The sequence below is a fragment of the Streptomyces sp. B6B3 genome (genome assembly GCF_039871525.1).
In the GTDB taxonomy this organism is placed as follows: Bacteria; Actinomycetota; Actinomycetes; order Streptomycetales; family Streptomycetaceae; genus Streptomyces.
Window position 1 is genome coordinate 293485 of record NZ_JBDPLU010000003.1, and the last position, 24332, is coordinate 317816.

Consider the following 24332-nt stretch of genomic DNA (forward strand, 5'->3'; position numbering starts at 1 on the left):
GTTGTTGGCGTCGGCCAAGACCGAGCGTGCGATCCCCGGATCTGTGCGTTCGGGGATACGGGACAGCTCAGGGACGTCGTTGGAAGACATCAAAGGTGATCTCCAGGCGTGCGAAATCTTCGCCATCGACAATGGCGCTGATTTCTACGTTGCGGGCGCCATGCGCCTGGGGATCAAGGCACACGCGGATACCACCAAGGCGGCGGTCACACCAACTATCGTGCAAGCTCTGACCTGCGCCAATGCAGTTACTTAGCTTGTTCTTTAAGGCCTAACCGCTCCGCATCGTGCTTCCCCCGCCCGGGCCCATCCCGCTGAAGAACAAGCCCTGAGCAGATATTCGGTTGCTCGCCGGTGAGGGTGGTGGATGCAATGTCCGGCATGGTGACTGAGATCCGCCCGCCGCGACGAGACGAGATGGCTGCGTACTACCGTGCACTGCCGTTCGCGAACGGGTTGCCGATGTGGGAGCCCGCGGACGCCGCGTGGCATGGTGGCCCCGAGCCGTGGCCTCCACAGCGCACGCCCGCGAGCGCGGAGCAGCTCGAGAAGTGGGCGGCAGCCGACATCGAGGACGAGTCCTTCCACCCGATCGCGACGTTCGTCGACGGCAGGTGTGTCGGCGCATCGGCGACCATCTCCTTCGAGGTGACGGTCCCCGGTGGGGGAACGGGGAGGATGGCCGGCGTCACCGCTACCGGGGTGATCGCGACGCATCGCCGGCGCGGTTACCTGCGGCGGATGATGCAGGTCATGTTCGAGGCGGCCCTGGAGCGAGGCGAGCCGTTGGCGATGCTCAGCGCGAGCGAGGGCAGCATCTACGGACGGTTCGGCTACTCGCCCGCGACCTACCGCACCCGGTGGGAGCTGGCCCGGCACGAAGCGGCCCTCCTTCCGGCAGAGCCCGATCCCGGGTCGCTGGAACTGGTCGACGCCGCGCGGGCGAAGCAGGTCTGGCCCCGGGTGCATGCGGACGTGCGTGCACACCGCGTCGGGGAGCTCAGCCCTCGCCCCGGGCGCTGGGACGGGCTGTCCGACGAAGCAGACGGCACGAACGGACCACTGCGTTATCTCGCCCACCGCGACCAGCACGGCGATGTGGACGGCATCGCCAACTTCCGACTGCCGTGGTCCCCGACCACGGACCGTGCGGGAACGCTCGTGGTGGAAGCCCTGGAGGCGACGAACGAGGTGGCCTACCGCGCGTTGTGGGGACTGCTGATCGACTTCGACCTCACCAGGACCGTCGTGGCGCCCGGTCGTCCGCGCGACGAACCCCTGCGGTGGATGCTCACGAACCCGCGGGCGATGCGCGTCACTCGCCAGACGGACAACCTCTGGGCGCGCCTTCTCGACGTCCCCCGAGCCCTGACGCAACGCTCGTACCTCACGCCCGGAGAACTGAGGTTCACCATCGACGACGACCAGATGTGCCCGGCGAACAACAGGACATGGCAGCTGAGAGCGGACGACCCCGTGGTGACGTGTGTTCCGACCGACGAGACGGCAGACCTGACCATCACACTCTCAGCGCTCAGCTCGCTCTACTTCGGTGGCATGTCGGCGCACCACCTGGCGTACGCGGGCCACATCACTCCGCACACCGACGGCGCGATCGGACAGGTCGGCCGAATGTTCCGGACCGACCCGGAACCGCACAACTCGTTTGCCTTCTGACAAGGCGGAGCGCGACAGCAGGTGAGGCCGACAGCCTCAGGTGATTCTTTCGATCTTTGCACTGTTGTAGGGCGATAAGGATCTTCTCGCGTCGGACGTTCTGCCCATGTCAGAGCGGGGACTGGTCGAACTATGCGTGGGTCGTGCGGTTTGCACGCCCCATCACCCGATTCATAACACCAGTCCATGGTCGCGATGTTGGGCAGCTGGCGCCAGCCCTGCGTCGCTGACACTGGGCATGCCTCGCCATCGGGGGCCCACCGTGTGGCATCGGGGCGACGAGGACGGACCAAGCCGAGATCGAGCTGCCGCCTCGGAGCACACGTTTCCCGCTGTCCCGGCAAGTCCTCTAACGGGACAGCCCACAGAACCCGAACGGTGTTCCCCGGGAGTTGGTCGACCGGTCTGTTCTGCCAGCCGCTTGGCAGAGGCTTGGCCGTTTGCCGGATGGTTCTTAGGGCCTTTGGCGTAATGGAGGGCTTGGAGCCGTCTCCAGATGGCGGAACGAGCGCTACTGGCCCTTCACATGAGGTGGCGGGCAGGGCACCTTCCGTATCCACTCAGTGGGCCTGGTCGTACGCTTCCCGAACGTTGGCCGGCACCCGGCCGCGGTCATTGACTTCGAAGCCGTTCTCCTTCGCCCACGACCGGATGGCGGCGGTGTCAACATCCGAGGCCGGTGCTGGCCGCCGAGCTCCTCCAGACTTCTTCCGCCCCATCTTCCGGCCACTCTCCATGAAGGGCCTCAGCGCGTCCATCAGCTTGTCGAAACTGTCCGGAATCAGGTCGATCTCGTAGAAAACTCCATCGACGCAGAACGTGTGAGTCCCCACCTCGCTCGATTCTTCGCCGGTAAGGTCATCGGTATAGATGGTGACAACTTTCTGAGCCATGACGGGAGTATATGGGCTCCTCAGTGAGCCATTCCCAATCGCACCGGGTGCGCAGGGCAGTTGGGGGGACTCGGGCGCGGCAGAGGATGAAGCTCCTGTGCGTTGGCGATGGCCTCAACCAGTCTGCTGTGGTCGGCAGTTGCAGGAGAGACGGCGGCGCGGACGGTGGTGCGGCGTGCGGGTCGTCGACCGTGGCCTGGTCGCTCGCCTGGAGGGTCTTCAGGGCGAGCTTGCCGAGCTGTCTGCGCGGCTGAGGAAGCTCGGGAGAGATTGGAGCGGTTGCGGATCGCACGAGAGAAGGCGGCCGAGGTTCTGGCCGGCCACCGCCCTCCGCCGAACCGGCCGACACCACCAACGGCCCCGGCCCTCGGACTCGCCTGACGAACCCGGACACAAGATCACTTCTCAAAAGCCCTGGGTCGGACCCTGTCGGGAAGCCGTTCATCAACATCCTCACTGTCAGGCGGCGCCGATGATGTCCACGACGAACACCAGGGTCGAGTCGCCGGGGATGCCCTCGACGCCCTCCTCGCCGTAGGCCATGTCGGGCGGCACCACCAACAGCACCCGGTCACCGACGTGCCTGCCGACCAGGCCCTCGTCCCAGCCCTCCACCACCGATCCGGTGCCGATCTGGAAGGCGGAGGCGGTGTCCCGATCCCAGGAGGAGTCGAACCTCTCCCCGTCGGCCCAAGTGACGCCGGTGTACTGCACGGCCAGCGCCTGCCCGGCCGAGACCTCGGCACCGTCGCCCTCGATCAGAACCTGCTGCTTCAGCTCCTCCGGCGGATCCTGGTCCTCGGGGATGGTGATCGTGGCGGGCTCCTGGTCGCCGGCCTCGACCTCTGGCATGCCCTCCTCGACGGCGGCCTGCTCGCCCTCGGCCTCGGCCTCGGCGTCCACGCTGATGGCGCCGACGACGTCGATGACCCAGACCACGCCCTCGTCCCCGGCCATCTGGTACTGCTGGGCGGCGGACTCGCCGAAGAAATCGACAGCCCGGCCCTCGATCTGGACGCGGCTGCCGACGGCCTGACCGATCAGCGGCTCGGTGACCGAGGCCGGCAGGTACGACTCGACACCGGCCTGACTGACGATCTGCTGCCGAAGGCCTTCCCCCATGTCGTCGTCCTGTGAGGGGTCCCAGGTGTTGAGCAGTTCAGCCGCGTCCTGGGTGAACCGGGCCAGGATGTCCAAGCGCAGGAAGTCACCCTCAGCCACCCGAGTGCCGTAGCCCGCCTCCAGGACCTCGGAGGCCCTCTCCTCGCCGACATTAGCGTCCGCATCGATGTTGATCTCCGGCTTCTCGCCGGGCTCCCCCGAGACGGAGGCCACCACGGGCCCCGAGGAGGCGGAGTCGGAGGACCCGTCGTCGTCTTCGGCGCCGCCGGTGCTGGCACCGGACGTGACACCACCAGCAGCGTCGCCCTGAAGGCTGTTGAAAAGGAGGAGAGCAGCGAGGATGGCCACGGCGACCATTGCGCCGACAACGCTGAGGACAAGGCGTCGTCCTCCTATGACACGGGACACCCTAGGATTCCGCCGGTCAGCGGGATCCCGCGGCGGTCGGCGCTCGTCAGCCGCTCCCTCGTGGTAGTTGTCCTCCCCCGGCGGCTCCTGTTCGGGTGCTCCGGGCACGGGCACGGGCACGGCAGCGTTGCGAGCCAGTGCTAGACGTCCTGGCGAGTTGAAGACACGCCGGTGCGGCTGCGGATGGGACGCGGCGCGCAATTCCACGTCAAGGTGGCGGAAGATGGTGTCCAGGTCCAAGATGTCCGGGCCACCGTGGATGCCCTGACGCAGCACCCGCACGAGTGCGCCGGTGAAGACGGTGTGCCCGTGTCCGTCGTGCGAGAGGGCGAGCTGGTTGGGCCCGGCCGACGCGATGAGGTAGGTGCCCTCGATGACGGCCTGGTCGGCCAGGCTCGTCCCGGGGTCTGTCATGGCAGGAAAGGCACTGGCGGCGAAGCAGCAGTCAAGGAGAACGATCCGCCGCCGGGCGTTGGCATGGCGCAGCTCGGTGCGCAGCCAGTCGTAGTAAACCGCCGTGTAACCAGCGCCCGACCAGGAATCGACCAGCGCCAGGCACAGTTCGCCTCTATCGGGATCGCGGAAGCCGTGTCCTGCGAAGTAGACGAGGAGCGTATCGGACGCCTGGCGGGCGGCTTCAGCGACAGGTCCGACCACCTCTGCGTTGAGCCGCGGATTGGAGACGACTACGCAGTGTTCCTCCGGCAGCCCCCAGGACATGGGAGAGGTCAACACGCCGGAGAGAGATTCCAGGTTGTTGCGTACGGCAGGCAGATCGTTGAGGCGCGAATGGTCGCTGACACCGATGAGGACGGCCCGCGACCGGTCGGCGGCGGGGAACAACACGCGGCTACTCCTGAGTGAGCGCACGCGTGATGCGGGCGACGGTCTCGACATCGGCGTCGTGCACAGACAGCTCGACGCCGTTGTGTTCGATCCGCACCGTGGGGGCTAGGCGGCGAGTGCGACGCCACGCCTGGTAGGCCAACGCGAAACGGCCTCCCGGCGCCCGCCAAGCCGCGTACTTCGGCCTCAACACGGCCTTGAGGCAGGCGCGGAGCGGAGGGCCTGAGACCCGCGCTGCTCTTCGAGCCCGGCCGCGTTCCAGGTGCCTCCGGCGGTGGTGCGGATGGCCACGGCGCGGGCGCCGCCGGCAGGCCCCGCGAAGCGGGGTGCGCGCCACCTGTACCCGACACCCCCGGTCGGCCCCCACGGGCGGCGCAGTCCCCGCGCCCGGCTGGCAGGACGCCAACCACCCCACGGCCGGCCGATGGCCACGCCTCCCCCACCCGCCGGCCTCCCCTCGCAGCCAGCCCTCGCGGTGACTTACACGGACTCGCAGGGCGAGGGAGACGGGTGCGGGCGGTCACCTCGACCTCGCCACGGGCCGCGCGTAGCGGCCGCCACCCCGCCACCGTTCAGGTTGCATCCCCCCGACGCCGTTTTGTTCGGTTCCGACAACGGCGTCCGTGCCCTCCCACCACGCCACTGGCCGCCTCCCTGCACGCCTCATGCACGCTTGGACACTGGTTGGCCACTGACGACCGTCTCGTCACGTCGCTGCCGGCCGACAATCGGGATGCGGCACCCCGCCGGAATGGCGAAGGCCCAGGTCAGCGGGGTGTTGGCCTGGGCCTGGGCGGAGCCGCCTGTCGGATTCGAACCGACGACCTACGCATTACAAGTTCACCGTGGCCCACGCCAGCGGCTATCAGTCAGTGCCGTCTAGTGCTGTATTTCCTGGTCAGCCAAGGCGCTGCATCCGGAACGGTCTCGCCCCTCGCCGCACCGTCCAAAGGCGTCCGTCCACCGGCTGTCCAACGCTGTCCACCGATTGGCACGTCGCGGCGGCTTCGGGCCGTTGTGCCGAGCCGACAACGCGATGGCGTCGACGCACCTCCCTCGGGGCTGAAGCAAGGCCACTTCCGCCGGGTGGCGGGAGGGGACACAATCTACGATCACCGGCGTAACCGCACCGCGAGCAGCCCCAAGCAACGTGGGCGCCTCCTGGCACAGATAAATCTGCTGACCAGGCGCAGAGCGGCTGCGCCTTCGACCTGGTCCGGGAGGACGTGGCCGCTCTACCGAAGCCGGAGGGCGTGTGGGGAGTCACGGTCGACTCCGAGAACACCACCATCGTGATCAACGTGCACGCCTCGGAGAACGCCGCCAGGATGGACGCGTTCTGGCGCGCCCTGCACGCGGTCGGCATGGCCTACCACAGCGACTACCACGACGACAGAGAGGGCCTGTATCTGCTGCAGGTCCGGCAGGAGCCCCGGACTGGGGAGGAGATCGGGCAGGAGGAGGGGGCCACTGGCGCACCGCTCAGGCTCTCTATTACGACCGGCCATGATCGGCCGGATTGCCAGGCCCACCGCCGGCGCGGAGCTCACACCCGCCGCCCACGGCGCACGCCCGAACGTGCACGATCGGCATCGTGATCACGGCTGCTGGAGCATCGCTTCGACCTCTGCAATCCGGCTCTGGATCGATGGGTCCTCCGCGAACTCAGCAGGGAGAATCGTGTCCTGCGTGATATAGGCCGTGACCAACTGGTCAAGCTCTACCCTCGCATCGGTCAGGTCCGCATTCGTCAGTACGGCGTCGGTCAGGTCGGCGCGGGCCAGCACGGCACCGGTCAGGTCCGCACCAATCAGCCACGCGCCCGTCAGATCCGCACCGTCCAGTACGGCGCCGGTCAGGTCCGCACCATCCAGCATGGCACCGGTCAGGTCTGCGCTGTTAAGCGTGGCACGGACCAGGTCGGCGTCCGGCATCCAGACGTCGGTCAGGTCTGCACCGTCCAGCGACGCGTCAGTCAGGTCCGCGCCTTCGAGGGAGGCGCTCAGCTTCGCGCCTTCCAGCATGGCACCGGTCAGGTCAGCATCATCCAGCCAGACGTCAGTCAGATCCGTATGGTGCATCGAGGCACGAGTCAGGTCCGCACCCTGGAACGTGATGCCAGTCAAATTCTTGTGGTCCAGCTGGACACCGGACAAATACGTGTCGGAGAGATTGAGTGCGAAACCTCCGTCACGGTCGTGTTGGCGGTCTCGATTGTGCAGGGCAGTGAGCGCGGCCTGCACATCTTCGCCGATCGGCGCCTCTCCACTCGGATGGGGTGCGGTGCGAACGTAGGCGGCAAGGATGTCGGTGATGATGGGCTGGTTCTGGGGTGCGTCCTGCATGAGGAGTTGCAGGGCATAAACGCCACCCAGGCGAACGCTGATGGACTCGTCACCGAGGTTGGTCACGGCGGCGGTGTACCGATCAGTGATTAACCCTTCCTGGGCGGTGACCTGTCCTTCTTGGGCCGTGCGTAGTTGTTCGCGGTTGAGGGCGAGCTCTTCGCGGATCTGGTTGTTTGAGTACCACAGGCCGACGACAGCGGCCAGGGACGCCAGGAGAACCGAGCCCAGTTCCACGCGGCGGGCCCAGCCCAGGCCCGAACTCGGCTGGTCTCCACTGGCCGGCGCACCGTCGGGCGGGCTGGGCGTGGTGCGCTGGTTGCCGGCGGACCTTCTCGTCAGGGCTGCGCGGGGCCGGGGAAGACGAGCGGGTCGGGAACGTAACGGCAGTCGACGGTGAGCACTCATACGGACATTCCAGCGTCGCCTGCTCCAGCAGCGTCGCCGTTCTCTGAATCCGTTACCGAAACCGTATCGTTGATCGACCGGTCCGAGGCGCCAGCATGCGCCGAGCACCTTCTCTTCCTGCTCGGCCACGTTGGTGGGATCGGCTGCTCGGGATCGTCCAGCCTCGAAACCCTCGGCCACTCCGGCACTTCGAAACTCCTCCACGTGCGACGGTGGCAGGCGCAGCACCATCCTGGTGCCCTCGGCCTCGGCCGCGGAGGCGAGGTCGAGTTCCTCCAGGAACGCGTCGAGCATCGACCGGTCCAGCGCGGGCGTTCGATGTGCCAACTCTTGCGCGTCGCCAGATACGAGATCTCTCGGGCGCCGCGCGCCGCGCCGTTTTTCCTGCACCTTCAGGAACCCGGTGAGAACCAGCGTTCTGGTGTGGTGCAGTCCAGCGTCGATTACGCTAGAAGCTGTCAGGCCGTGCCGTCTTATACCGTTTCCGCTGGTCAGCACAGATTCGGCATCTCGCTCTGTGATGCCCCTTCCCGCACGTCCGAAGGTGTCCGTCCATTGGATGTCCACCGCCGTCCACCGACAAGCACCTCCAGGGAGCTTCGAGCGGCTTGTGCCAAGCCGACTACCCATCAACAGATGCGGCTTGACCCTGAGGTGTCCCTGTCGACGGGCTCCAGACACGTGCAGACTCGGCGAGGCCGCGCTGGCTGCCGACGCCACCACGCCTGTACGGCCGCGCATCGCGTTGATGCCAGCGTCCATTCCGCGTGGCGCTCTGCGAGGCTCACGTGCACCAGCACGGCAACCCGGTGGCCGCGCTCCCACACGACTGCCCCCTCCCTCGGCACCAAGTCACACGCGGCCTGTACCCGCGGCTACGCAATTCAGTCATCACCCCCCTCCAGTCCCTCGTGTGGGTATGATTGAACTACGAGCAGGCAACATCGACCGCGTGAGGATTTTGAATATCCGCAGCATGAGGACGCCGGTGCACTGATGAGCGTCGTCCGGGCGGCGCGTACGAGGTTATCGGAACGCTCCGTTGACAATGCACGCTGCCCGGGGTTGGCAATGGAAAGGGTTGCGCCCCGTATGCCGTCGGCTTCGATCAACTTGCTATTCGACTCACCGGCTAGTCTCATGGAGAAGGCTGCTTGGGATCACGACGTTCGGCGGGCGCGGATCGGCAAGGTCACCAGATGATGATCAGTACTCAGGGGATATGACTTCGGATCACTTCACCGCCCTGATCGGCCTCCTCGGTGTCGGTATCGGCGCTGGCGGAGCTCTCATCGCTGCGCACATGCAGGCTAGCGCGACAAAGTCGACGGCTGAGGCCGCGGCCGAGGCGGCACTTGACGGCATCAGAGTGCAAGTAGAGGCGACTCAACAGGCCCAGTTCCAAGCCGCCCGTCGGGCCGCGTACGCATCATGCCTAAGCGCTGCGCACGAATTGGCGCAGCTGCTCACTCAGGAAAGTCCTGACGCCGCAGCTGCGCGACTTGCCCGTGACAAAGTCGAGGTGGCCTGTGGTCTCGTGAATCTGGAAGGCCCCGATGAGGTCATCGAAGCTGCTTGGGACGTGTGGAACGTTGCGGGCGATGCTCTTCACGACTACGAGCGGACAGAGCCTCTTCGCATGGTCTGGCAGCGTCTCCTTTCCACTGAAGGCGGCCAAAATCTAGTAAGATCTTTGCAGCGCGTCCGGCGCTCCTTAAGCATGGTGGAACCTCGATGGCGCGCTACCACAAACCGGTGGGCATTTCGGGTACTTATTGGACCAGGGGACGAAGCCATTCTTCCTGACTTCCCCACGCATTCCGCATGGCGCCCGCACGACGGCAGTGTCCAACCATGGAATCAAGAAGAAGTCCTTGCTCATGGCAGAGCCTGGACAATGGCAACTCTGGGTTCTCCATCGGCAGTGGGTCGCCCCTCCACTCGAATCATCGAACAGATTCGCTCCGATATCGGAGCATATAGATTAGCCGCCGCTCTCCTGGTTGAAGATTTAAGTCATGTCATCGATGGAGGACAGGAAAGGGCCAGGGTCACAGCCGACGAGGCGAACGAGATTTTTGTCTATGCTGCCACTTCTGGCGCGGTCACTCCAATGCAGAATTACCACAGCATATCCGAGGATGCCGCCCAAAAGGTCCTGGACCTCGGCGCCGCCGCGCGCAATATTCTCTATCCCCACGGCGACGAATCCTAACCCTTCTACCCTGGCGTGTCGCGAGGTTCTTTTCCTCTGCCATCGCCGACACTTTCGTGCTATCAGTTGAGATATTGAGCTTTTTCCAACCTCGCGGTGACTAGGATAGCGTGTCACAAAAACTGCCACCGTCGTTTAGACGGCCGATACCTGCCCAACCGGCCGGTGTTACTCTGCGCCTGCTCGTCACTGCGAAGGCTGTTACTGATGATCCTGGTCTGGGGCGCGTTGGCGGACCAAGCTTAGGACATCGGGATCGAGTTCGGTGGCGTACTTCAGGCAAGTGAATGCCAGCCGGTGCAATTGTTCGCGGTGGGATTCCTCGTGGTCGCCTCGGTTCACGATGGTCCTCAGCAACTCGGCACGTTCGCGGGGCCGAGCATGACCGATGGCCATTCTGATCACGTTCTCCCAATAGTCCTGGGTAGCCATGGCACCGAGCAGTCCGAAGTCTGCAGCCTCCACCGCGGCTCGGGCGCCCAGGTAGTCCTGGAAGGGGCGGTGGATGAACTCCAACCGGTCGACAGCAGGTTCCCGCAGAAGTCCGCTCCGGATGAGCAAGTGCTGCAGGACCTGTCGAGAATCACTGCGGCCGGAGAGGGCCGGCATGGCCACCAGAACGGGCTGCAGGAGCCGCGCAGCAGTGGCGGCGCTGGTCTCGTTGCGGTTGTTGCGAAGCATCCAGTACGCCAGCGTTTGGAGTAACTGCACGCTCTCCTGCTGGGCGATCCGGATCCCCTCCACGGCGTGGATATGGCGCTCGGTATCCCGCCGCACGAGCAGCATGGACAGGGCTGCCTCGTACAGGCTCATCACCTCGTGCGGCAGCACGCCACGGCGGTCTCGGTTCACGGCACAGATCATGGAGCAGAGCAGGGGCGTGGTGGCCAGAGCTGCCAGGTTCTGGTCATGCCTCACTGCGTCGAGAACGGACTTCTCCAGACTGACCAGGGCCTGACGCTCGTGCTCGTCCGCCTCCGAGCGGGCGGCAGCATGCCACAAGGCGATGGAGCTCGTGGCGTCCTGCGCGCTCATCGGCCGCAGCACAAGGTGGCGGAAACCGACGCTATCCAGCCAGTCCAATGGGACGGCGGACCTGCGTGTGGTCACCACGTAGCTGCTGCGGGGATGGGCCGCCAGCGTCTCCTCCAGCCACCGCCGCGTCAGGGTGCGTTGCTCGGGGGCAATCTCGTCGACGCCGTCCACCAACACCAGCGCACGTCCATGCTTGAACACCCGAAGAGCCCATCCCTCGGGCTGCGCACCGGCCAGGGGACAGTCGACTGCGGCGAGCAGGTCCTCCGGGCGGGGAAAGGAGCTGTGGGACGCCAGGTGGCGCAGCGGCAAGACGAACGGCACGTTGCCGTTCAGGTGCTCAAGCAGGCTTGGCAGCGATCGCCGCGCGGTGTTGATCGCCAACCACTGCAGAAGTGTGGTCTTGCCGGAGCCCGCGTCTCCCATCACCACCGTGCGCTGCCGCCCGGCGAGGGCCTGTTCCACCCGTTCCGCCGGTCCTTTCGCGGCGCCGGTCACTTCCAGGCTGAGGTAGCTCAGGTCTAGGGACCAACGGGCGTGGCGACGGTCTCCGAAGTCCATACCGAAAATCGTCAGCTCCCCGTGGCGCTGGGTCAGGTACGCGCGGTAGCGGTCCTCGAACTTGGCTTCTTCGCTGGTCAGAGGGTTGTGCGGGGTTGTACGGGACAACGCCGTGCCGGGGATGACATTCCCGGGGTTTGGTGGCAGATCGGCGCTGGCTTCCGCGATGCGTTCCTCGGCCGCCTGGAGGGCATGGCTGCCGGTGTCCAACACGGCCTGGGCCTTGTGCAAAGCTTCGGCGTAGTCGTGCATGAACATCTCGTCCGGGTCGGGTGCGGCCGGGATGCCGGTGGTGTCGAGCCCGTCCGGCTCCTCGCTGGCCACGGCCGACGTGCCATTGGGTCCGTTGCGCCCGGCTCGCACCCGGTCGAGCTCGTCCTGGAGCCGGCGGGCCACACGGCGGGCCTCATCCGCCACGCGCAGCGCCTCGTCCCGCTCGTGTTCCGCACGGCGCAGGGCCTCCTGGGTAGAGGCGCGGTGCCCCTTGGCTTCCCGCAGCCGGTCTTCGACAGCGGTGAGCGCAGCGGCATCCGGGCCGAGTTCGGCGAGGAGCCGGTTCCGGTCCCGAGTGAGGTCACCAATCTTCGTGAAGAGCTGTCCCAGCATGCTCAGCAGCAGCGTCACGAGGTGCTCGGCCCGTACCCGGGCTTGATCGCTATCCGCCTGTGCCTGCCGCAGGCGATCGATCTGCTGATACGCCGCGATGACCCGGTCCTTGGCCTCAAGCAGTTCTCGGCCGGCTCCACCCGCCTCCTGTCCCACGGGGGTCGGGTTTACACGGGCGGCCTCCCACAGGGGCCTGACCTGCTCTAACTTCTGCCGTTGGGCGGGGGCGTCGTCCGGGGTGCAGACATCGGCTACGGCCTCGATGAACGCCCAGGTGAGATCTTTGCCCCCGCAGAAGTCGTACAGCTTGCGCTGGGCAGGGACGGCACTGTCCGGAAAATGGTCGGGGGTCAGCCGACCGTGCAGTACCGCAACGGTGATTCCGGCTTCGTCCAGCCAGGCGCGGAGCGCCGTGGCGATCTCGTTCAGCTCTTGACTGGCACCGCGCAGTGCAGCCCATGGCCGACCCGCACGACGCGGCTCCGGCAACTCACCCACTCGGCCCGCCTTCTGGTTAGTCCCGGAACAACCCGGTGTTGTCCGCGCGACAACATCCAACCTGTTCCGGGTGCGGAGCCGCAGCGAGATGGTCGAACTGCGCTCCCCTCAGGAGCAGTTCCTACACCTTCAGGAGGCCCGTCATGTCCGACCGCGAGACTCGCCGTCTCACCGTGCTCCGCGCCGCCGTCGCCGGGTTTCTCTCCGGCATCACCCGTGCGGTCAGCGCCTGGGTGATCTCCCATTTCCTCGGCCACTAGGCTGGTTCTGTCAGCCGTGATCCTAATCGAAGCTGGTGGTGCCGATTCGCGAGTTGGACAGTCCTGCGCAACGAGGAAGCTCCTGATAGCCGGGGTTCTCGACCAAGATTACCCCGTGCCCGGCAGGAGCTTCGCGTGCTTGGCTACCCGGACCCGATTGATCTGTCCAGCCGCAACTTGCGGTTCCTGACCGGGCAACTGACAACCAGGCGCCAGGAAATTGGGGACGCGGTGGCGGCGCCTCTACGCCGCACGCCAGGCCCTGCTCGCACTGGCCCGCCTGGGCGCGGTGACACCTGCGCCCAGCCCGCCGCCGGATTCGGCATCGGGATCGCGACTGTCTACCGCTACATACGTGAAGCCGCCCAGGCCCTGTCCGCCCTCTCTCCGTCTCTAGAGGGGGCGATGAGGACGATCTGCACGAAGGTGTTCGTCATCCTTGACGAACCCTGCTGCCAACCGAACGCGTCGCCGCCGACACCTCGTGTTACTCCCGGAACCACAAACGCCACGGCATGAACGTCCAGGTCCGCACCGACCCGTTCGGACGATAGCCCTGGGCCTCTCCAGCCCTGCCCGGCTCGACTCACGACCTGATCGCCGCGCGACAGCACGGCATCATCGACGCCCTGGGTGATTCGGGGATCAACTGCTAGGCGGACAAGGCGTATCAAGGCGCCGGCGAACCCGGCCGCCGCCTCAAGAGATGGAAGCGCCGCCACAACGCCACCGACGCCGAGGTCCGCTGCCTCGGCGAGCGGCCCGTGGCGACCCCCAAGGCTGGTGCCTACCGCGGAAGCTCCGCTGACCAACCGAATCACCGTCGTGATGAAGGCTGTCCTCGTCCTTCACCACGCGTCACCATGAGGTGGAAAACTCTTATTAATCAATCTCCCCGCCCTTTACTGATCCGGATTCGACTTTTTCCGACCAGCAGAGCCAGCAAAGCGGGGTTTGGTGCGGCCGGAAGTGCGGTCTACAGTCCCGCAGTGTCTCCGAGACAGGAAGCCGTCTCGGCTCATCGACCTCCACAGCGCATCCAAGTAAGAGGAGATGTTTTATGTATTTCCTGAGAATACGAATGCGGCTGACTGCCGCCCAGTAGCCCGAACCGGTGGCCGGCACGTGTGGGCCGATCTGACGTTAGAGCGACTCGGAGGTCAACATTTGCCCCGGCGGTGCTAGTGACTCGTGTGGAGCACCGGCACCGCGTCTCTCTCCCCCCACGGATGGAGCCACTGCGATGCAGAGTGCCACGCCGCCACCCGCTGGATGGTCGACCGTTCATGAGGGGCTGGCATGAAGAGGACCGTCGGAGCAGGCCTCGGTATTGCCGCGTTCGGTCTCTTGTTGAGTCCGTTGCTCTTCCTGGTGGTCGCCGGGAGTGCCGTGGCTTCCTGCGTCACCGGCGGCCCACAGCCTGTGGATGACGCGACGGTGGCCGAGGTAGCCGCGCGAGTGGAGCGGGCCCTGGGCAGTGCCGCCGAAGGGCTGGACGAACCGGCCGAGCAGGTACCCAACGCACAGGTCATCCAGGCGACCGGCGTCGCGATGGGCGTGCATGTCCGGGGCCAGGTCGTGGCGTTGGTGGCGGCCCTGCAGGAGAGTCGTCTGCGCAACCTGGGCTACGGCGACCGCGATTCGCTTGGTCTGTTCCAGCAGCGTCCGTCGCAGGGCTGGGGGACCGCTGAGGAGATCATGCAGCCGGCGTACGCCTCGACGAAGTTCTACGAGGCCCTGCGGGAGGTCCCTGGCTGGGAGTCGCTGACGATCGCCCAGGCGGCCCAAGCGGTGCAAAAGTCGGCCTTCCCCGACGCCTACGACGTGTGGGAGCCACTGGCCACAGCCCTCCAGGAGGCGATCGAGCCGCTGATAGCGGGTGCTGGAGAGGCGTCGTTCGCAGCCGCTGGTGTGGACGGGTGCGCGACCGTCCGCACGGCAGGTGCCGACGTGGGAGAGGGCATTCCAGCAGGGGTTCTGCCTGCTGGGTACCGGGTCCCGCAGGACGCGCCTCCCCAGGTGCAAACCGCGATTCGCTGGGCGCTCGGCCAGCTCGGTACGCCGTACCAGTGGGGCGGCACGTGCACCGACCCGCATGGGCCCGACCCGATGGGGCGTTGTGACTGCTCCTCGTTGATACAGCAGGCGTATAACGCCGCCGGGATCGACCTGCCCCGGACGACCTACACCCAGGTCACGGCGGGCGAACCCGTCTCGATCGACGACCTCCGTCCGGGAGACCTGTTGTTCACCGAGGGCAGCGCGGACGCGCCCAACCACGTCGGGATGCACATCGGCCAGGGCCTGGTCGTCCACGCGCCCGAGAGCGGCGATGTGGTCCGCGTCGCGTCCCTCGATTCCTGGCAGCCGCAGATCGTCGCCGCCCGCCGGGTCGTCTGACCGACCCGGGGCCCGCCATCCACTCCCCCGTCCGGGTGCGGCTCCGCACCCTCGCATCGAACCGGAAGAACTCGTGATGCCTCTCCCCGACCCAATTTTCCGACTCGCCTACGACCCAGGCATCCAACCCAACGAGGGCGGCCTGCCGGGCCTCTCGGTCCTCAAGCAGGTGGTCGGCTCCATGAATCTCTTCGCCATCGTCGCGGTCGTCGGTGCGCTGGCGATTAGCTCGTGCGTATGGGCCTGGGGCCACCACAGCGGCGGCCACCAGGCGGAGGCCAACGGCAAGAAGGGCGTGCTCGTCAGCCTCGGCTCGGCCCTCCTGCTGGGCGCGGCGAACGGCATGGTCGCCTTCTTCTCGACGCTGGGAAGCCAGGTCCACTGATGTTCAATCGTTCTGCATACCGCCGGGCACTCGTCGCGGCCGTCGTTCTGGTCACGCTCGTCTGCCTGGCCGGCCTGATCTCCTTCCTTGCCCGCGACGATGCGCCGCCCGCCGACTCTGAGACTCCAGCGGCACGTTCGGAGCAGCCGGCCGAGTCCTCCGCCTCGCCATCCAGCGCGCCCTCATCACCGGACGCCGCACGCCACGACGTGCTGCCGACTCCCCCGTCCACCCGCGACCCGCTCACGTTCGGGAAGGCCGCGGCGGAGGGGTTGTGGTCGTACGACACCCGCACGTACTCCCAGGAGGAGTTGCGGGACGCCCTGCTCGCGTGGCTGACCAGCGAGACGCAGTACGCCGACGTCGACTCAGTCGAGTCGTACATCCCGTCGCCGACGCTGTGGCGGCAGCTGTCCGACAACGGCCAGTACGCCACCGCCACCGCTGACGAGGCGCGCTTCCCGGTCTCCTTCACCGAGGCCCTCCAGGCCGACCCGGAAGCGCTCACCGAGGCGTACGTCTACGCCGTCACCGTCTCGGGCAGGCAGGAGATCGCATGGAACGGCTCCCCTCGCGGCGGTGCCGAGAACCGCTCCGTAACCCTCGCCGTCCAGTGCCGGCCCGAACAGCCGTGCGCGCTCAGCGGCGTCCTGCCCCATGTCGCGCCCTGATCCGCCAACAGCCCAAGCACCACCGCTAACGAACGAAGAAGGGAGGTAGGACGGTGGACGCATGCGAACTGCCCCTGGTGTCCGCCGTGTGCGACGCCGGCGGCGGCTTCATGGCGGATGCCAGCCGGATGGTCACCGACGGCATCGGCGAGTGGATCGCCGAGTCCGCGGGCGACCTGGCAGCCAGCGCGGCCGATCTGGCCGCACGGGCCGTTGACCAGACAACTGTCATCGACCTGAACGCGCCCTGGTTCCGGGACAACTACGAGTTGCTTGTGCCCATCGGCCTGATCCTGACCGTGGCCACCTTCTGCATGCAGCTCGTCCTCGCCGCGTGGCGCAGGGACGAACGCGCACTGGCTCAGGCGGCGTTCGGCACGATGACGGGCGTCCTGTTCGGCTTCTGCGCGCTCTCCTTCACGGCCGTCGCGATCACGGTGGTGGACGCGTTGTCCGGTGGCCTGTTCCAGGCGGCGAACATGAGCGTGGACGACGCGGTGCGGCGCCTGGTCATGGTGTCGCAGCTGGAGTCGATGAACACGCTCGGCTGGGCCGTGCCCGCCCTCGTCGCGCTCGGCTTCGCGATCGGCTCGTTCATGTACTGGGGCGTCATGGTGGCCCGCAAGGTCGGCATCCTCGTCCTGGTCTCCCTGGCGGTCTTCGCTGGCGCCGGGGGCGGCTGGGAGGTGGCGAAGCGGTGGCGCCGCGGCTGGATCGAGGCCACCGCCACCCTGGTCGTATCGAAGCTCCTGATGACCGTGGTGTTCCTCATCGGCGTCAGCGCCATGGGCAAGGCGGACGCGGACGACGGACTCACCGCGCTGTCGGACGCCCTGGCCGGCATCGTGATCCTGGCCATGGTCCTGCTCTGCCCGTACGCCACGTACAAGTTCGTCCACTGGGCATCGGACGGCGGCGGCCAGGACGACGCGCACCGCGCTGGCACGGCCGGGTTCGCTGCGATCGCGGGCACCGCCAAGACGGCCGCCACCCTCGCCGTGCAGATGCACACGGGCAGCCCTGCCCCACAGGGGCCGGCCAAGATCCCGGGCGCGGGAGAGGGCGGTGTCGTCTCGGGCATCGACCCGAGCGGCGGCACCAGGAACGAGGGCACCGACGTGGGAACGCCGAAGCCGCGGTCAACGTCCCACCACGGCGAGAACTCGGACGCCTCCAGCGACAAGAGCGGCGTCCTGACCCAGCCTCCTGGCGTGCCCGCCTTGGCCGTCAGGTCCCCGGATGTGGAGTCGGACGGCAACGACACGGGCGGCGGCCCGGAGTCGAGCGGAAGTACTGCCGCACGGCTCGCCGGCACCGTGGACCCCGCCGACGCCGTCGCGCATCCGGCGTCGGCCCCCTCCACGGACCCATCCGCCAGTCCGCCGCCCAGCACCGGCTCCACGGGAACGCCCCACTCGGACCCACCGCCCACAGGAGCCTGACGGCCTGCATCACCGAAACGGCGGCGACCCATCCCTGGAAGGCATCGCCCCATGCCCGGCAGAGCTCCGCACCTCCCGTCTCCCCCGCCCACCCCCGATGACCAGGAACCACCATGCCCCACCCCCCTGAGGCCCCCATGACGCCCACCGTGACCTTCCCGCACCGCCCCCGGCGCGGCATCCTGCTCGGCCTGACCGTTCCGCAGCTGATCGCCTCCGCCTTCACCAGCCTCCTCCTGATCGCCGTGCTCATCACCGGCGGAGTGGTTGGTGCGCTCCAGCTCACGCCGTTGTGGGGCGCCGCCGCGTTGCTCACCTTCGGGCGTCACCGTGGGCGTTCCCTCGCCGACTGGACGCCGATCCTCACCCGCTACGGCCTTCGCCGCCTCGGCGGGCAGCTCATCTGGCTCGCCTACCCGTCGCAGCGACCCGCTCGGGAAGGTCTGCTGCACCTGCCCGGCGTCAGCGCCAGTCTGCGCGTCGTCACCGCCCCCGACCGCCGGCACGGCGCCGTCCACGACCCCCACTCCGGCACGCTGACCGCCGTGGTGCGGGTGAACAGCCGCGCCTACGCCCTGCTCGACTCCGCCACCCAGGCCGCGAACGTCGCGGGCTGGGGCCGGACGCTCGCCGCGTTGGCCCGCACCGGCCACGTCGCCCGCATCCAGGTCGTCGAGCGCACCGTGCCCGACTCGGGCGACGCGCTGCGCCGGTACTGGGAACGGCACGGCCGGCCCCAGGCACCCCTCGCCGGCCCGCTGTACGGCGAGTTGCTCAAGAGCGCCGGGCCCACCGCCGCCCCGCACGAGGCGTACGTCGCGGTCTCGCTCGACTGCCGGGCCGCCCGGCGCCTGATCAACCAGGCGGGCGGCGGCCTGAGCGGGGCCTTCAGCGTCCTTGGCCAGGTGACCTCGACCTTCGAACGGGCTGCCCGCACCGCAGGGCTGAACCCGACCGGGTGGCTGAACGCCCGGGAGATCGCGGCCCTGGTGCGCACGGCCTACGATCCGGCCGCCCTCACGGCGCTCACCCGCTGGTCCCCCTCCGGGCGCCCGCAGGCGGACCCGGCCGCCGCCGGCCCGGTGGTGGTGGTCGAACATCCCGACCACATCGCCACCGACTCCGCCGTACACGCCACCTACTGGGTCGTTAACTGGCCCAGGACGGAGACCAGCCCGGGGTTCCTGCACCAGCTCGTCTTCGCCGCCGGCATCCGCCGCACGCTCTCGCTGTTCTACGAGCCGAAGCCGTTGGACGGGGCATTGCGCGACGTCCAGCGCAGGAAGTCGTCCGTGATCGCAGACGCGGCCGAACGCGCCCGACGCGGCCAGGTCGACAGCGAGTCGGACTCGATCGAGTACCAGGACATCAAGCAGCGCGAACGGCAGCTGATCGCCGGCCACGCCGATGTCGCGGTGACCGGCCTGCTGACCGTGAGCGCCGACTCCGAAGAAGAGCTGCGCTCCGCGTGCGCCGTCGTGGAGACCGCAGCCGTCGCCGCCCAGCTCGATCTGCGGTTGCTCACCTGGCAGCAGGCCCAGAGCTTCGCCGCCGCCAGCGTGCCCCTCGCCCTCGCTGTCTGACGTGGGCCCGTCTCCCACCACGCCTTCTCCCCGATGGAGCATCGCCATGCCGGGCGCCACGCCCCCGTCCACACTGGGCTTTCTGCCCTTCGCGACCGCCGCGCTCGACTTCCACCGCTCGCTCGACCTTCCCGGCGACGCGCTCGTCGTCTCCCGGACCGAGTTGGACACCGTGCACGCCCACCTGGTCGCGCTGCACGGCCTCCTGGATGCCCACGCCGTTCGCGCCGGCTCCCCGATGCCGAACGGGCGCAACCGGCTGCGCGCCGCCAGCATCCGCGTCTGGCAGGCGGCGGATCACCTCCATGCCACGTACCACGCGGCGCCCCGAACGGCAGGCAACGAAGGAAACGGGCTGCCCGAGGGCGCCCCGGAGCTGACCATCTGCCAGCGCCACCAGGCAGCCACCCGCCTGGTGCGCCGCCGCACCACCCCAGCCGACCTCCGCCTCTGACCCTCTGCTCGCCAGCGACAGGAGACCCCGCCATGCCCAGGATCCGAGCCAGCGCAACGCCGCTCTTCGTGCCGCGCCGCTCATCCCGCGCCGAACGGGAAGCACTCCGCGTCGACTGGGTCGAGGCCCGCCGTCAAGCTCGCCTCGCCCACGCACCGCCGAGGCGCGGCAAACGAGAAACCGTCGATCCCGAACTCCGCGCGAGCTACCCGCCGTCCGGGCGCCCCGGCCCCGCATCGGCCCGCGGGGGAAGGCTGCGCCTGCCCACCCAACGGATGACCACCGCGACCGTCAGCGGCGCCTACCCCTTCCTCGCGGAGGGCGGGCTCGGCGCGGAGGGCATCTTCATCGGGCGGGACGTGCACGCGGAGGCGGCGTTCTGCTACGACCCGTTCTCCCTCTACGCCTCCGGTCGGATCGAAGGATTCACCAACCCGAACGCGGTGCTCGCCGGCATCATCGGCATGGGCAAGTCGGCGTTGGCCAAATCCCTCGCCGTCAGGGCCATCGCCCACGACTACCGGGTCTACGTGCCGTGCGACCCGAAGGGCGAATGGACGGCCGTCGCCCGCGCACTCGGCGGGAGCATCGTCGCCCTCGGCCCTGGCCTCCCGGGCCGGGTGAACCCGCTCGACGCTCCGCCCCGACCCGCCTCGGTGCGCGAGCGGGACTGGGTGACCGAGATCCGCAAACGCCGCCTCCTGCTGGTCGCCGGCCTGGCGCGAACGGTGCTGGGGCGCGACCTCCTGCCGAGGGAACACACCGCGCTGGACCTCGCCCTGGACCTGGTCGTCGACGAGGCCGAGGCCCGCGGCACGGTGCCGCTCCTCGGCGAGATCGCGCACGCCCTCGGTTCACCCGACCGGCTCACCCAGGCCATGGGCGAGCGGGGGGTTGGAGGCTTCCGCGGGACCGGGGGCATGGGAGCCGCGGCCGAGGACCTGGGCCATGCCATGCGACGCCTGGTCCACGGAGACCTGTCCGGCATGTTCGACGCGGCGAGCACCGTCGCCTTCGACCCCACGACGCCGATGCAGTCGATCGACCTCTCCCGCCTGGGCGGCGTCGGCGACGACACCGCGATGGTGCTTGCGATGACGTGCGCGAGTGCCTGGATGGAGTCCGCTCTGGCCGACCCGGACGGCGGCAGGCGTTGGGTGATCTACGACGAGGCGTGGCGCGTCATGCGACATGTCGGCCTGCTGGAACGCATGCAGAGCCAGTGGAAGCTGTCCCGTGGGCTCGGCATCGCCAACCTCATGGTGATCCACCGGCTCTCCGACCTGTTGGCGGCCGGCGACTCCGGCTCACGCAGCCGCGTTCTCGCCGAGGGCCTGCTCGCCGACTGCAGCACCCGCATCATCTACCGTCAGGAAACCGACCAGTTGACGGCCGCCGCCTCACTTCTCGGCCTGACCGGCATCGAGACGCAGGCCGTCTCCGCCCTCACCAAGGGGCGCGGACTGTGGAAGGTCGCCGGCCGAAGCTTCATCACTCAGCACCTCCTCCACCCGACGGAACGCCGCCTGTTCGACACCGACGCCCGGATGCTCGACAAGCCCGCACCGCTCCAGCGGACGTCGTAACCGAACCAACCACGGCCGACCCCCGAGAACCCCTTCTTCTACCTCCAAGCCATCGGAGCCCTCATGCCTCGCACCAGAACGCAGCGCGCCCTACCCCCGTTGCCCCACCCGCCACCATGCCCTGGACAATGCCATGCCCGCACCGCGTGCCCGAACTCCCTCGATCACCACCGGCATCGACGCGCTCTTCTATATCTCCCTGTGCACCATCGGCGTCGCCATCGCCTTCGGCTCCGTCACCTGGGCCACCGGCACCCTCACCGCCGCCCTGACAGGCGCCGGCACCCGCGCACCGTTCGCGATCACGGACGCTCTCCTGCGTCCCGGCTCGCTGTGGCCGCGCCTGAGCCCGACCGCCCTGCTGATCGGCACACGGATCGCCCCCGCCCTGCTGACCCTCGGACTCGCCCTCACCGGGCTGACCTCGTACCGCCGGCTGGGCCTCGGCGGCACGCGGAAGGGCCTCGCCTGGAAGTCAGACCTGGCCCCGCTGCTCGACAGGGAGATCACCGCCAAGGCCAAGAGCCTGCGCCCGAGCCTCTCCCCCCTCGCGCCCAAGGCCATCGCCCCGGAGGACCGGGGCATCCTCCTCGGCACCCTCTCCCCCGGCCGAACCGCCATCCGCGCGTCCTGGGAAGACGTCCTCGTGGCGATCATGGCCCCGCGCAGCGGCAAGACCACCGGGCTGGCCGTTCCCGCCATGCTCGCCGCGCCCGGCGCGGTGATGCTCACCTCGAACAAGGCAGCCAACGACGCCTTCACGGCGACTATCGATGCCCGCACCGAGGTCGGCAGGGTCTGGACGCTCGACCCGCAGCAGATCGCGCACCACCCGCGGGAGATGTGGTGGGACATCCTCGCCGACGCCCGCGACCTCGCCGGCTCCAAGCGCCTCGCCCAGCACTTCGTTGCGGCGTCGGTCGACGAGTCCCACGGCGGTGACTTCTGGTCGACGGCAGCCTCGAACACCCTGGGTGCGCTCTTTCTCGCCGCCGCCTCCGCGCACCGCCCGATCACCGACGCACTCGCCTGGCTGGCCTCCCCGGCCGACCGGACCCCGGTGGACCTGCTCACCGACGCCGGCCACCACGCGGTCGCCGCCCAGCTCCAAGGCACGGTGAGCGGCGCGACCGAGACCCGCGACGGCATCTACGAGACGGCGCGGCAGTACGCGAGCTGCCTGCTCGACCCCGAGGTCGCCGCCTGGGTCACTCCAACCCCCAACGTTCCGCAGTTCAAGCCCACCGACTTCACCACGTCCCGCGACACGTTGTACCTGCTCAGCAAGGACGGCGGCGGCAGTGCGTCGGCGATCATCGCGGCGGCGGCCGACGCGGTGATGCGCGCGGCCGTCACCGTTGCCGAACGCTCCGGTGGCCGGCTCGACCCGCCGTGCCTGTGCGTCCTCGACGAGGCCGCCAACGTCTGCCGCATCTCCGATCTACCGGAGCTGTACAGCCACCTGGGCAGCCGGGGCGTCATCCCCATGACCATCCTGCAGAGCTACCGCCAGGGCCAGAAGTGCTGGGGCGAGGCCGGCATGGACGCCCTGTGGAGCGCCGCGACCATCAAGATCATCGGCAGCGGCATCGACGACAGCGACTTCGCCGACCGCCTCTCCCGACTCATCGGCGACCACGACGTGCAGACCACGTCCGTCACCGCCAGCGACGGCGGCAAGTCCACCTCCGTGTCGATGCGCACCGAGCGCATCCTCCCGCCGGACGCCCTCCGCGCGCTCCCGAAGGGAAAGGCGTTGCTCCTCGCGACCGGCATCCGGGCAGCGACGCTCACCCTCAAGCCCTGGTACAAGGAGCCCGCCGCCAAGGTCCTCGGCCCGGCCTCAGCCCGCGCCACGCAGGCGATCACCCAGCGCGCCATCGCCAAAACCGGCAAGCACGACGCCCTGGAGCTCGCACCATGAGCAACCCGACCCTGCGCGTGCTGTCGCTCGGCGCCGGAGTGCAGTCGACCACCCTCCTCCTCATGGCAGCCGACGGCCGCCTGCCCGGCCTGGACGCCGCGGTCTTCGCCGACACCGGCTGGGAGCCCCGCGCCGTCTACGAGCACCTCGACCGGATCGAACGAGAGATCGCCCAACCCGCCAGCATCCCGATCATGCGGGTCTCCTCCGGCAACATCCGCTCCGACGCCCTGAACCCGTCCAAGCGGTTCGCGTCGATGCCGCTCCACATCCTCAACCCGGACGGCCGACCCGGCATGGCCCGGCGCCAATGCACCGGTCAGTACAAGATCCGGCCGATCAAGGAGAAGGTCCGCGAGTTGCTCGGCTACCCCCATCCCCAGCGCGTCCCCGCCGGAGTCTTCGTCGAGCAGTGGATCGGCATCAGCGTCGACGAGTTCGACCGTGCGAAGGACGCCGACGTCGCCTACATGCGGAACCGCTTCCCCCTGATCGAGCACGGTCTCTCCCGCGCGGACTGCCTGCGTCTACTCCGCTCACGCGGCTTCGGCGGGACACCGAAGAGCGCGTGCCTGGGCTGCCCGTACCACGGCAACGCCCAGTGGCGGGCACTACGCGACGGCTCGCCGGAGGAGTGGCGGGACGTCGTGGAGTTCGACGCCGCGATCCGTACGGGCAACGCCCGAGCGACCGCCACGGGCACACCCCTGCTCGGCCGAGCTTTCCTCCACCGCAGCCGCCGTCCCCTGGACGAGGCACCCATCGACCGAGTCACCGCGCACGAGTGGTCCAGCCGCCAGGGCGACCTCTTCGACGCCGCCACGGACGCCGAACTCGAAGCCGGCGACCCACAGGGCTGCTCCCCTTGGTCCTGCCGTTCGGGTTCACCCGCCCAGAACGGCCTCGACCTCGCGGTCTGACCACACCCGGCAACCGCCGATCGGCATGCTGATAGTCGTCTCTGATCACGGCCAGCCTTGCTGTCCGCCTCACTCATTTCGACCTTCAGCGGC

General features: G+C 68.2%; 17 protein-coding genes and 1 pseudogene. 14 read left to right on the forward strand and 4 right to left on the reverse strand.

All coding sequences use genetic code 11. The annotated features are described in order from the left end of the window. The first annotated feature begins 79 nt into the window (after window positions 1–79). Both ABGB06_RS09025 and ABGB06_RS09030 read left to right on the forward strand, forming a co-directional pair. A complete protein-coding gene (locus ABGB06_RS09025) occupies window positions 80–256 on the forward strand; it encodes a hypothetical protein (RefSeq protein WP_347587092.1) in 177 nt (58 codons plus the stop codon). Between the two features lie 125 nt (window positions 257–381). Beyond that, a complete protein-coding gene (locus ABGB06_RS09030; protein WP_347587094.1) occupies window positions 382–1677 on the forward strand; it encodes a GNAT family N-acetyltransferase in 1296 nt (431 codons plus the stop codon). Window positions 1678–2237: 560 nt separating this feature from the next. Here the strand turns inward: ABGB06_RS09030 and ABGB06_RS09035 are convergent. Next, entirely contained in the window at window positions 2238–2570 is a 333-nt protein-coding gene (locus ABGB06_RS09035; RefSeq protein WP_347587096.1) for an Lsr2 family protein, read from the reverse strand. Between the two features lie 459 nt (window positions 2571–3029). Further along, on the reverse strand, window positions 3030–4943 hold the full coding sequence (locus ABGB06_RS09040; RefSeq protein ID WP_347587098.1) for an FKBP-type peptidyl-prolyl cis-trans isomerase: 1914 nt from the start codon (window positions 4941–4943) through the stop codon (window positions 3030–3032). A gap of 1229 nt (window positions 4944–6172) precedes the next feature. Between ABGB06_RS09040 and ABGB06_RS09045 the strand changes: the two genes are divergently transcribed. Next, window positions 6173–6544 carry a hypothetical protein gene (locus ABGB06_RS09045; RefSeq protein ID WP_347587100.1) on the forward strand — a complete coding sequence of 124 codons (372 nt, stop codon included), beginning with the start codon at window positions 6173–6175 and terminating at the stop codon, window positions 6542–6544. On the opposite strand, the gene ABGB06_RS09050 is transcribed toward ABGB06_RS09045, so the two are convergent. Then, window positions 6545–8197, reverse strand: coding sequence for a pentapeptide repeat-containing protein (locus ABGB06_RS09050; protein WP_347587102.1), 1653 nt, complete (start codon window positions 8195–8197; stop codon window positions 6545–6547). Window positions 8198–8921: 724 nt separating this feature from the next. On the opposite strand from ABGB06_RS09050, the gene ABGB06_RS09055 reads away from it, so the two are divergent. Then, window positions 8922–9914 carry a hypothetical protein gene (locus tag ABGB06_RS09055; RefSeq protein ID WP_347587104.1) on the forward strand — a complete coding sequence of 331 codons (993 nt, stop codon included), beginning with the start codon at window positions 8922–8924 and terminating at the stop codon, window positions 9912–9914. A gap of 201 nt (window positions 9915–10115) precedes the next feature. Here ABGB06_RS09055 and ABGB06_RS09060 read toward each other — a convergent pair whose 3' ends face one another. Next, window positions 10116–12614 (reverse strand): NACHT domain-containing protein, encoded by a 2499-nt coding sequence (locus tag ABGB06_RS09060; RefSeq protein WP_347587106.1) that lies wholly within the window; start codon window positions 12612–12614, stop codon window positions 10116–10118. Window positions 12615–13009: 395 nt separating this feature from the next. Here ABGB06_RS09060 and ABGB06_RS09065 point away from each other — a divergent pair. The 10 genes and pseudogenes from ABGB06_RS09065 to ABGB06_RS09110 all read left to right on the forward strand — a co-directional run bounded on the left by ABGB06_RS09065 (window position 13010) and on the right by ABGB06_RS09110 (window position 24239). Continuing rightward, a pseudogene (locus ABGB06_RS09065) lies at window positions 13010–13741 on the forward strand (transposase family protein). A gap of 432 nt (window positions 13742–14173) precedes the next feature. Next, window positions 14174–15274 (forward strand): C40 family peptidase, encoded by a 1101-nt coding sequence (locus ABGB06_RS09070; RefSeq protein ID WP_347587108.1) that lies wholly within the window; start codon window positions 14174–14176, stop codon window positions 15272–15274. Window positions 15275–15350: 76 nt separating this feature from the next. Next, entirely contained in the window at window positions 15351–15659 is a 309-nt protein-coding gene (locus ABGB06_RS09075) for a DUF6112 family protein (protein WP_347587110.1), read from the forward strand. Beyond that, a complete protein-coding gene (locus ABGB06_RS09080; RefSeq protein WP_347587112.1) occupies window positions 15659–16330 on the forward strand; it encodes a hypothetical protein in 672 nt (223 codons plus the stop codon). The genes ABGB06_RS09075 and ABGB06_RS09080 overlap by 1 nt, the downstream gene beginning before the upstream one ends. A 110-nt stretch (window positions 16331–16440) precedes the next feature. Next, window positions 16441–17772 carry an ATP-binding protein gene (locus ABGB06_RS09085; RefSeq protein ID WP_347587542.1) on the forward strand — a complete coding sequence of 444 codons (1332 nt, stop codon included), beginning with the start codon at window positions 16441–16443 and terminating at the stop codon, window positions 17770–17772. Between the two features lie 113 nt (window positions 17773–17885). Further along, window positions 17886–19355 carry an SCO6880 family protein gene (locus ABGB06_RS09090; RefSeq protein ID WP_347587114.1) on the forward strand — a complete coding sequence of 490 codons (1470 nt, stop codon included), beginning with the start codon at window positions 17886–17888 and terminating at the stop codon, window positions 19353–19355. Between the two features lie 46 nt (window positions 19356–19401). After that, window positions 19402–19809 carry a DUF6238 family protein gene (locus tag ABGB06_RS09095; RefSeq protein ID WP_347587116.1) on the forward strand — a complete coding sequence of 136 codons (408 nt, stop codon included), beginning with the start codon at window positions 19402–19404 and terminating at the stop codon, window positions 19807–19809. Between the two features lie 32 nt (window positions 19810–19841). Next, the gene (locus tag ABGB06_RS09100; protein ID WP_347587118.1) at window positions 19842–21395 is read left to right on the forward strand and encodes an ATP-binding protein; all 1554 of its coding nucleotides are present in this window, start codon (window positions 19842–19844) and stop codon (window positions 21393–21395) included. A 133-nt stretch (window positions 21396–21528) separates the two neighbouring features. Beyond that, on the forward strand, window positions 21529–23319 hold the full coding sequence (locus tag ABGB06_RS09105) for a TraM recognition domain-containing protein (RefSeq protein ID WP_347587120.1): 1791 nt from the start codon (window positions 21529–21531) through the stop codon (window positions 23317–23319). Next, on the forward strand, window positions 23316–24239 hold the full coding sequence (locus ABGB06_RS09110; RefSeq protein ID WP_347587122.1) for a hypothetical protein: 924 nt from the start codon (window positions 23316–23318) through the stop codon (window positions 24237–24239). The genes ABGB06_RS09105 and ABGB06_RS09110 overlap by 4 nt, the downstream gene beginning before the upstream one ends. Window positions 24240–24332 lie beyond the last annotated feature (93 nt).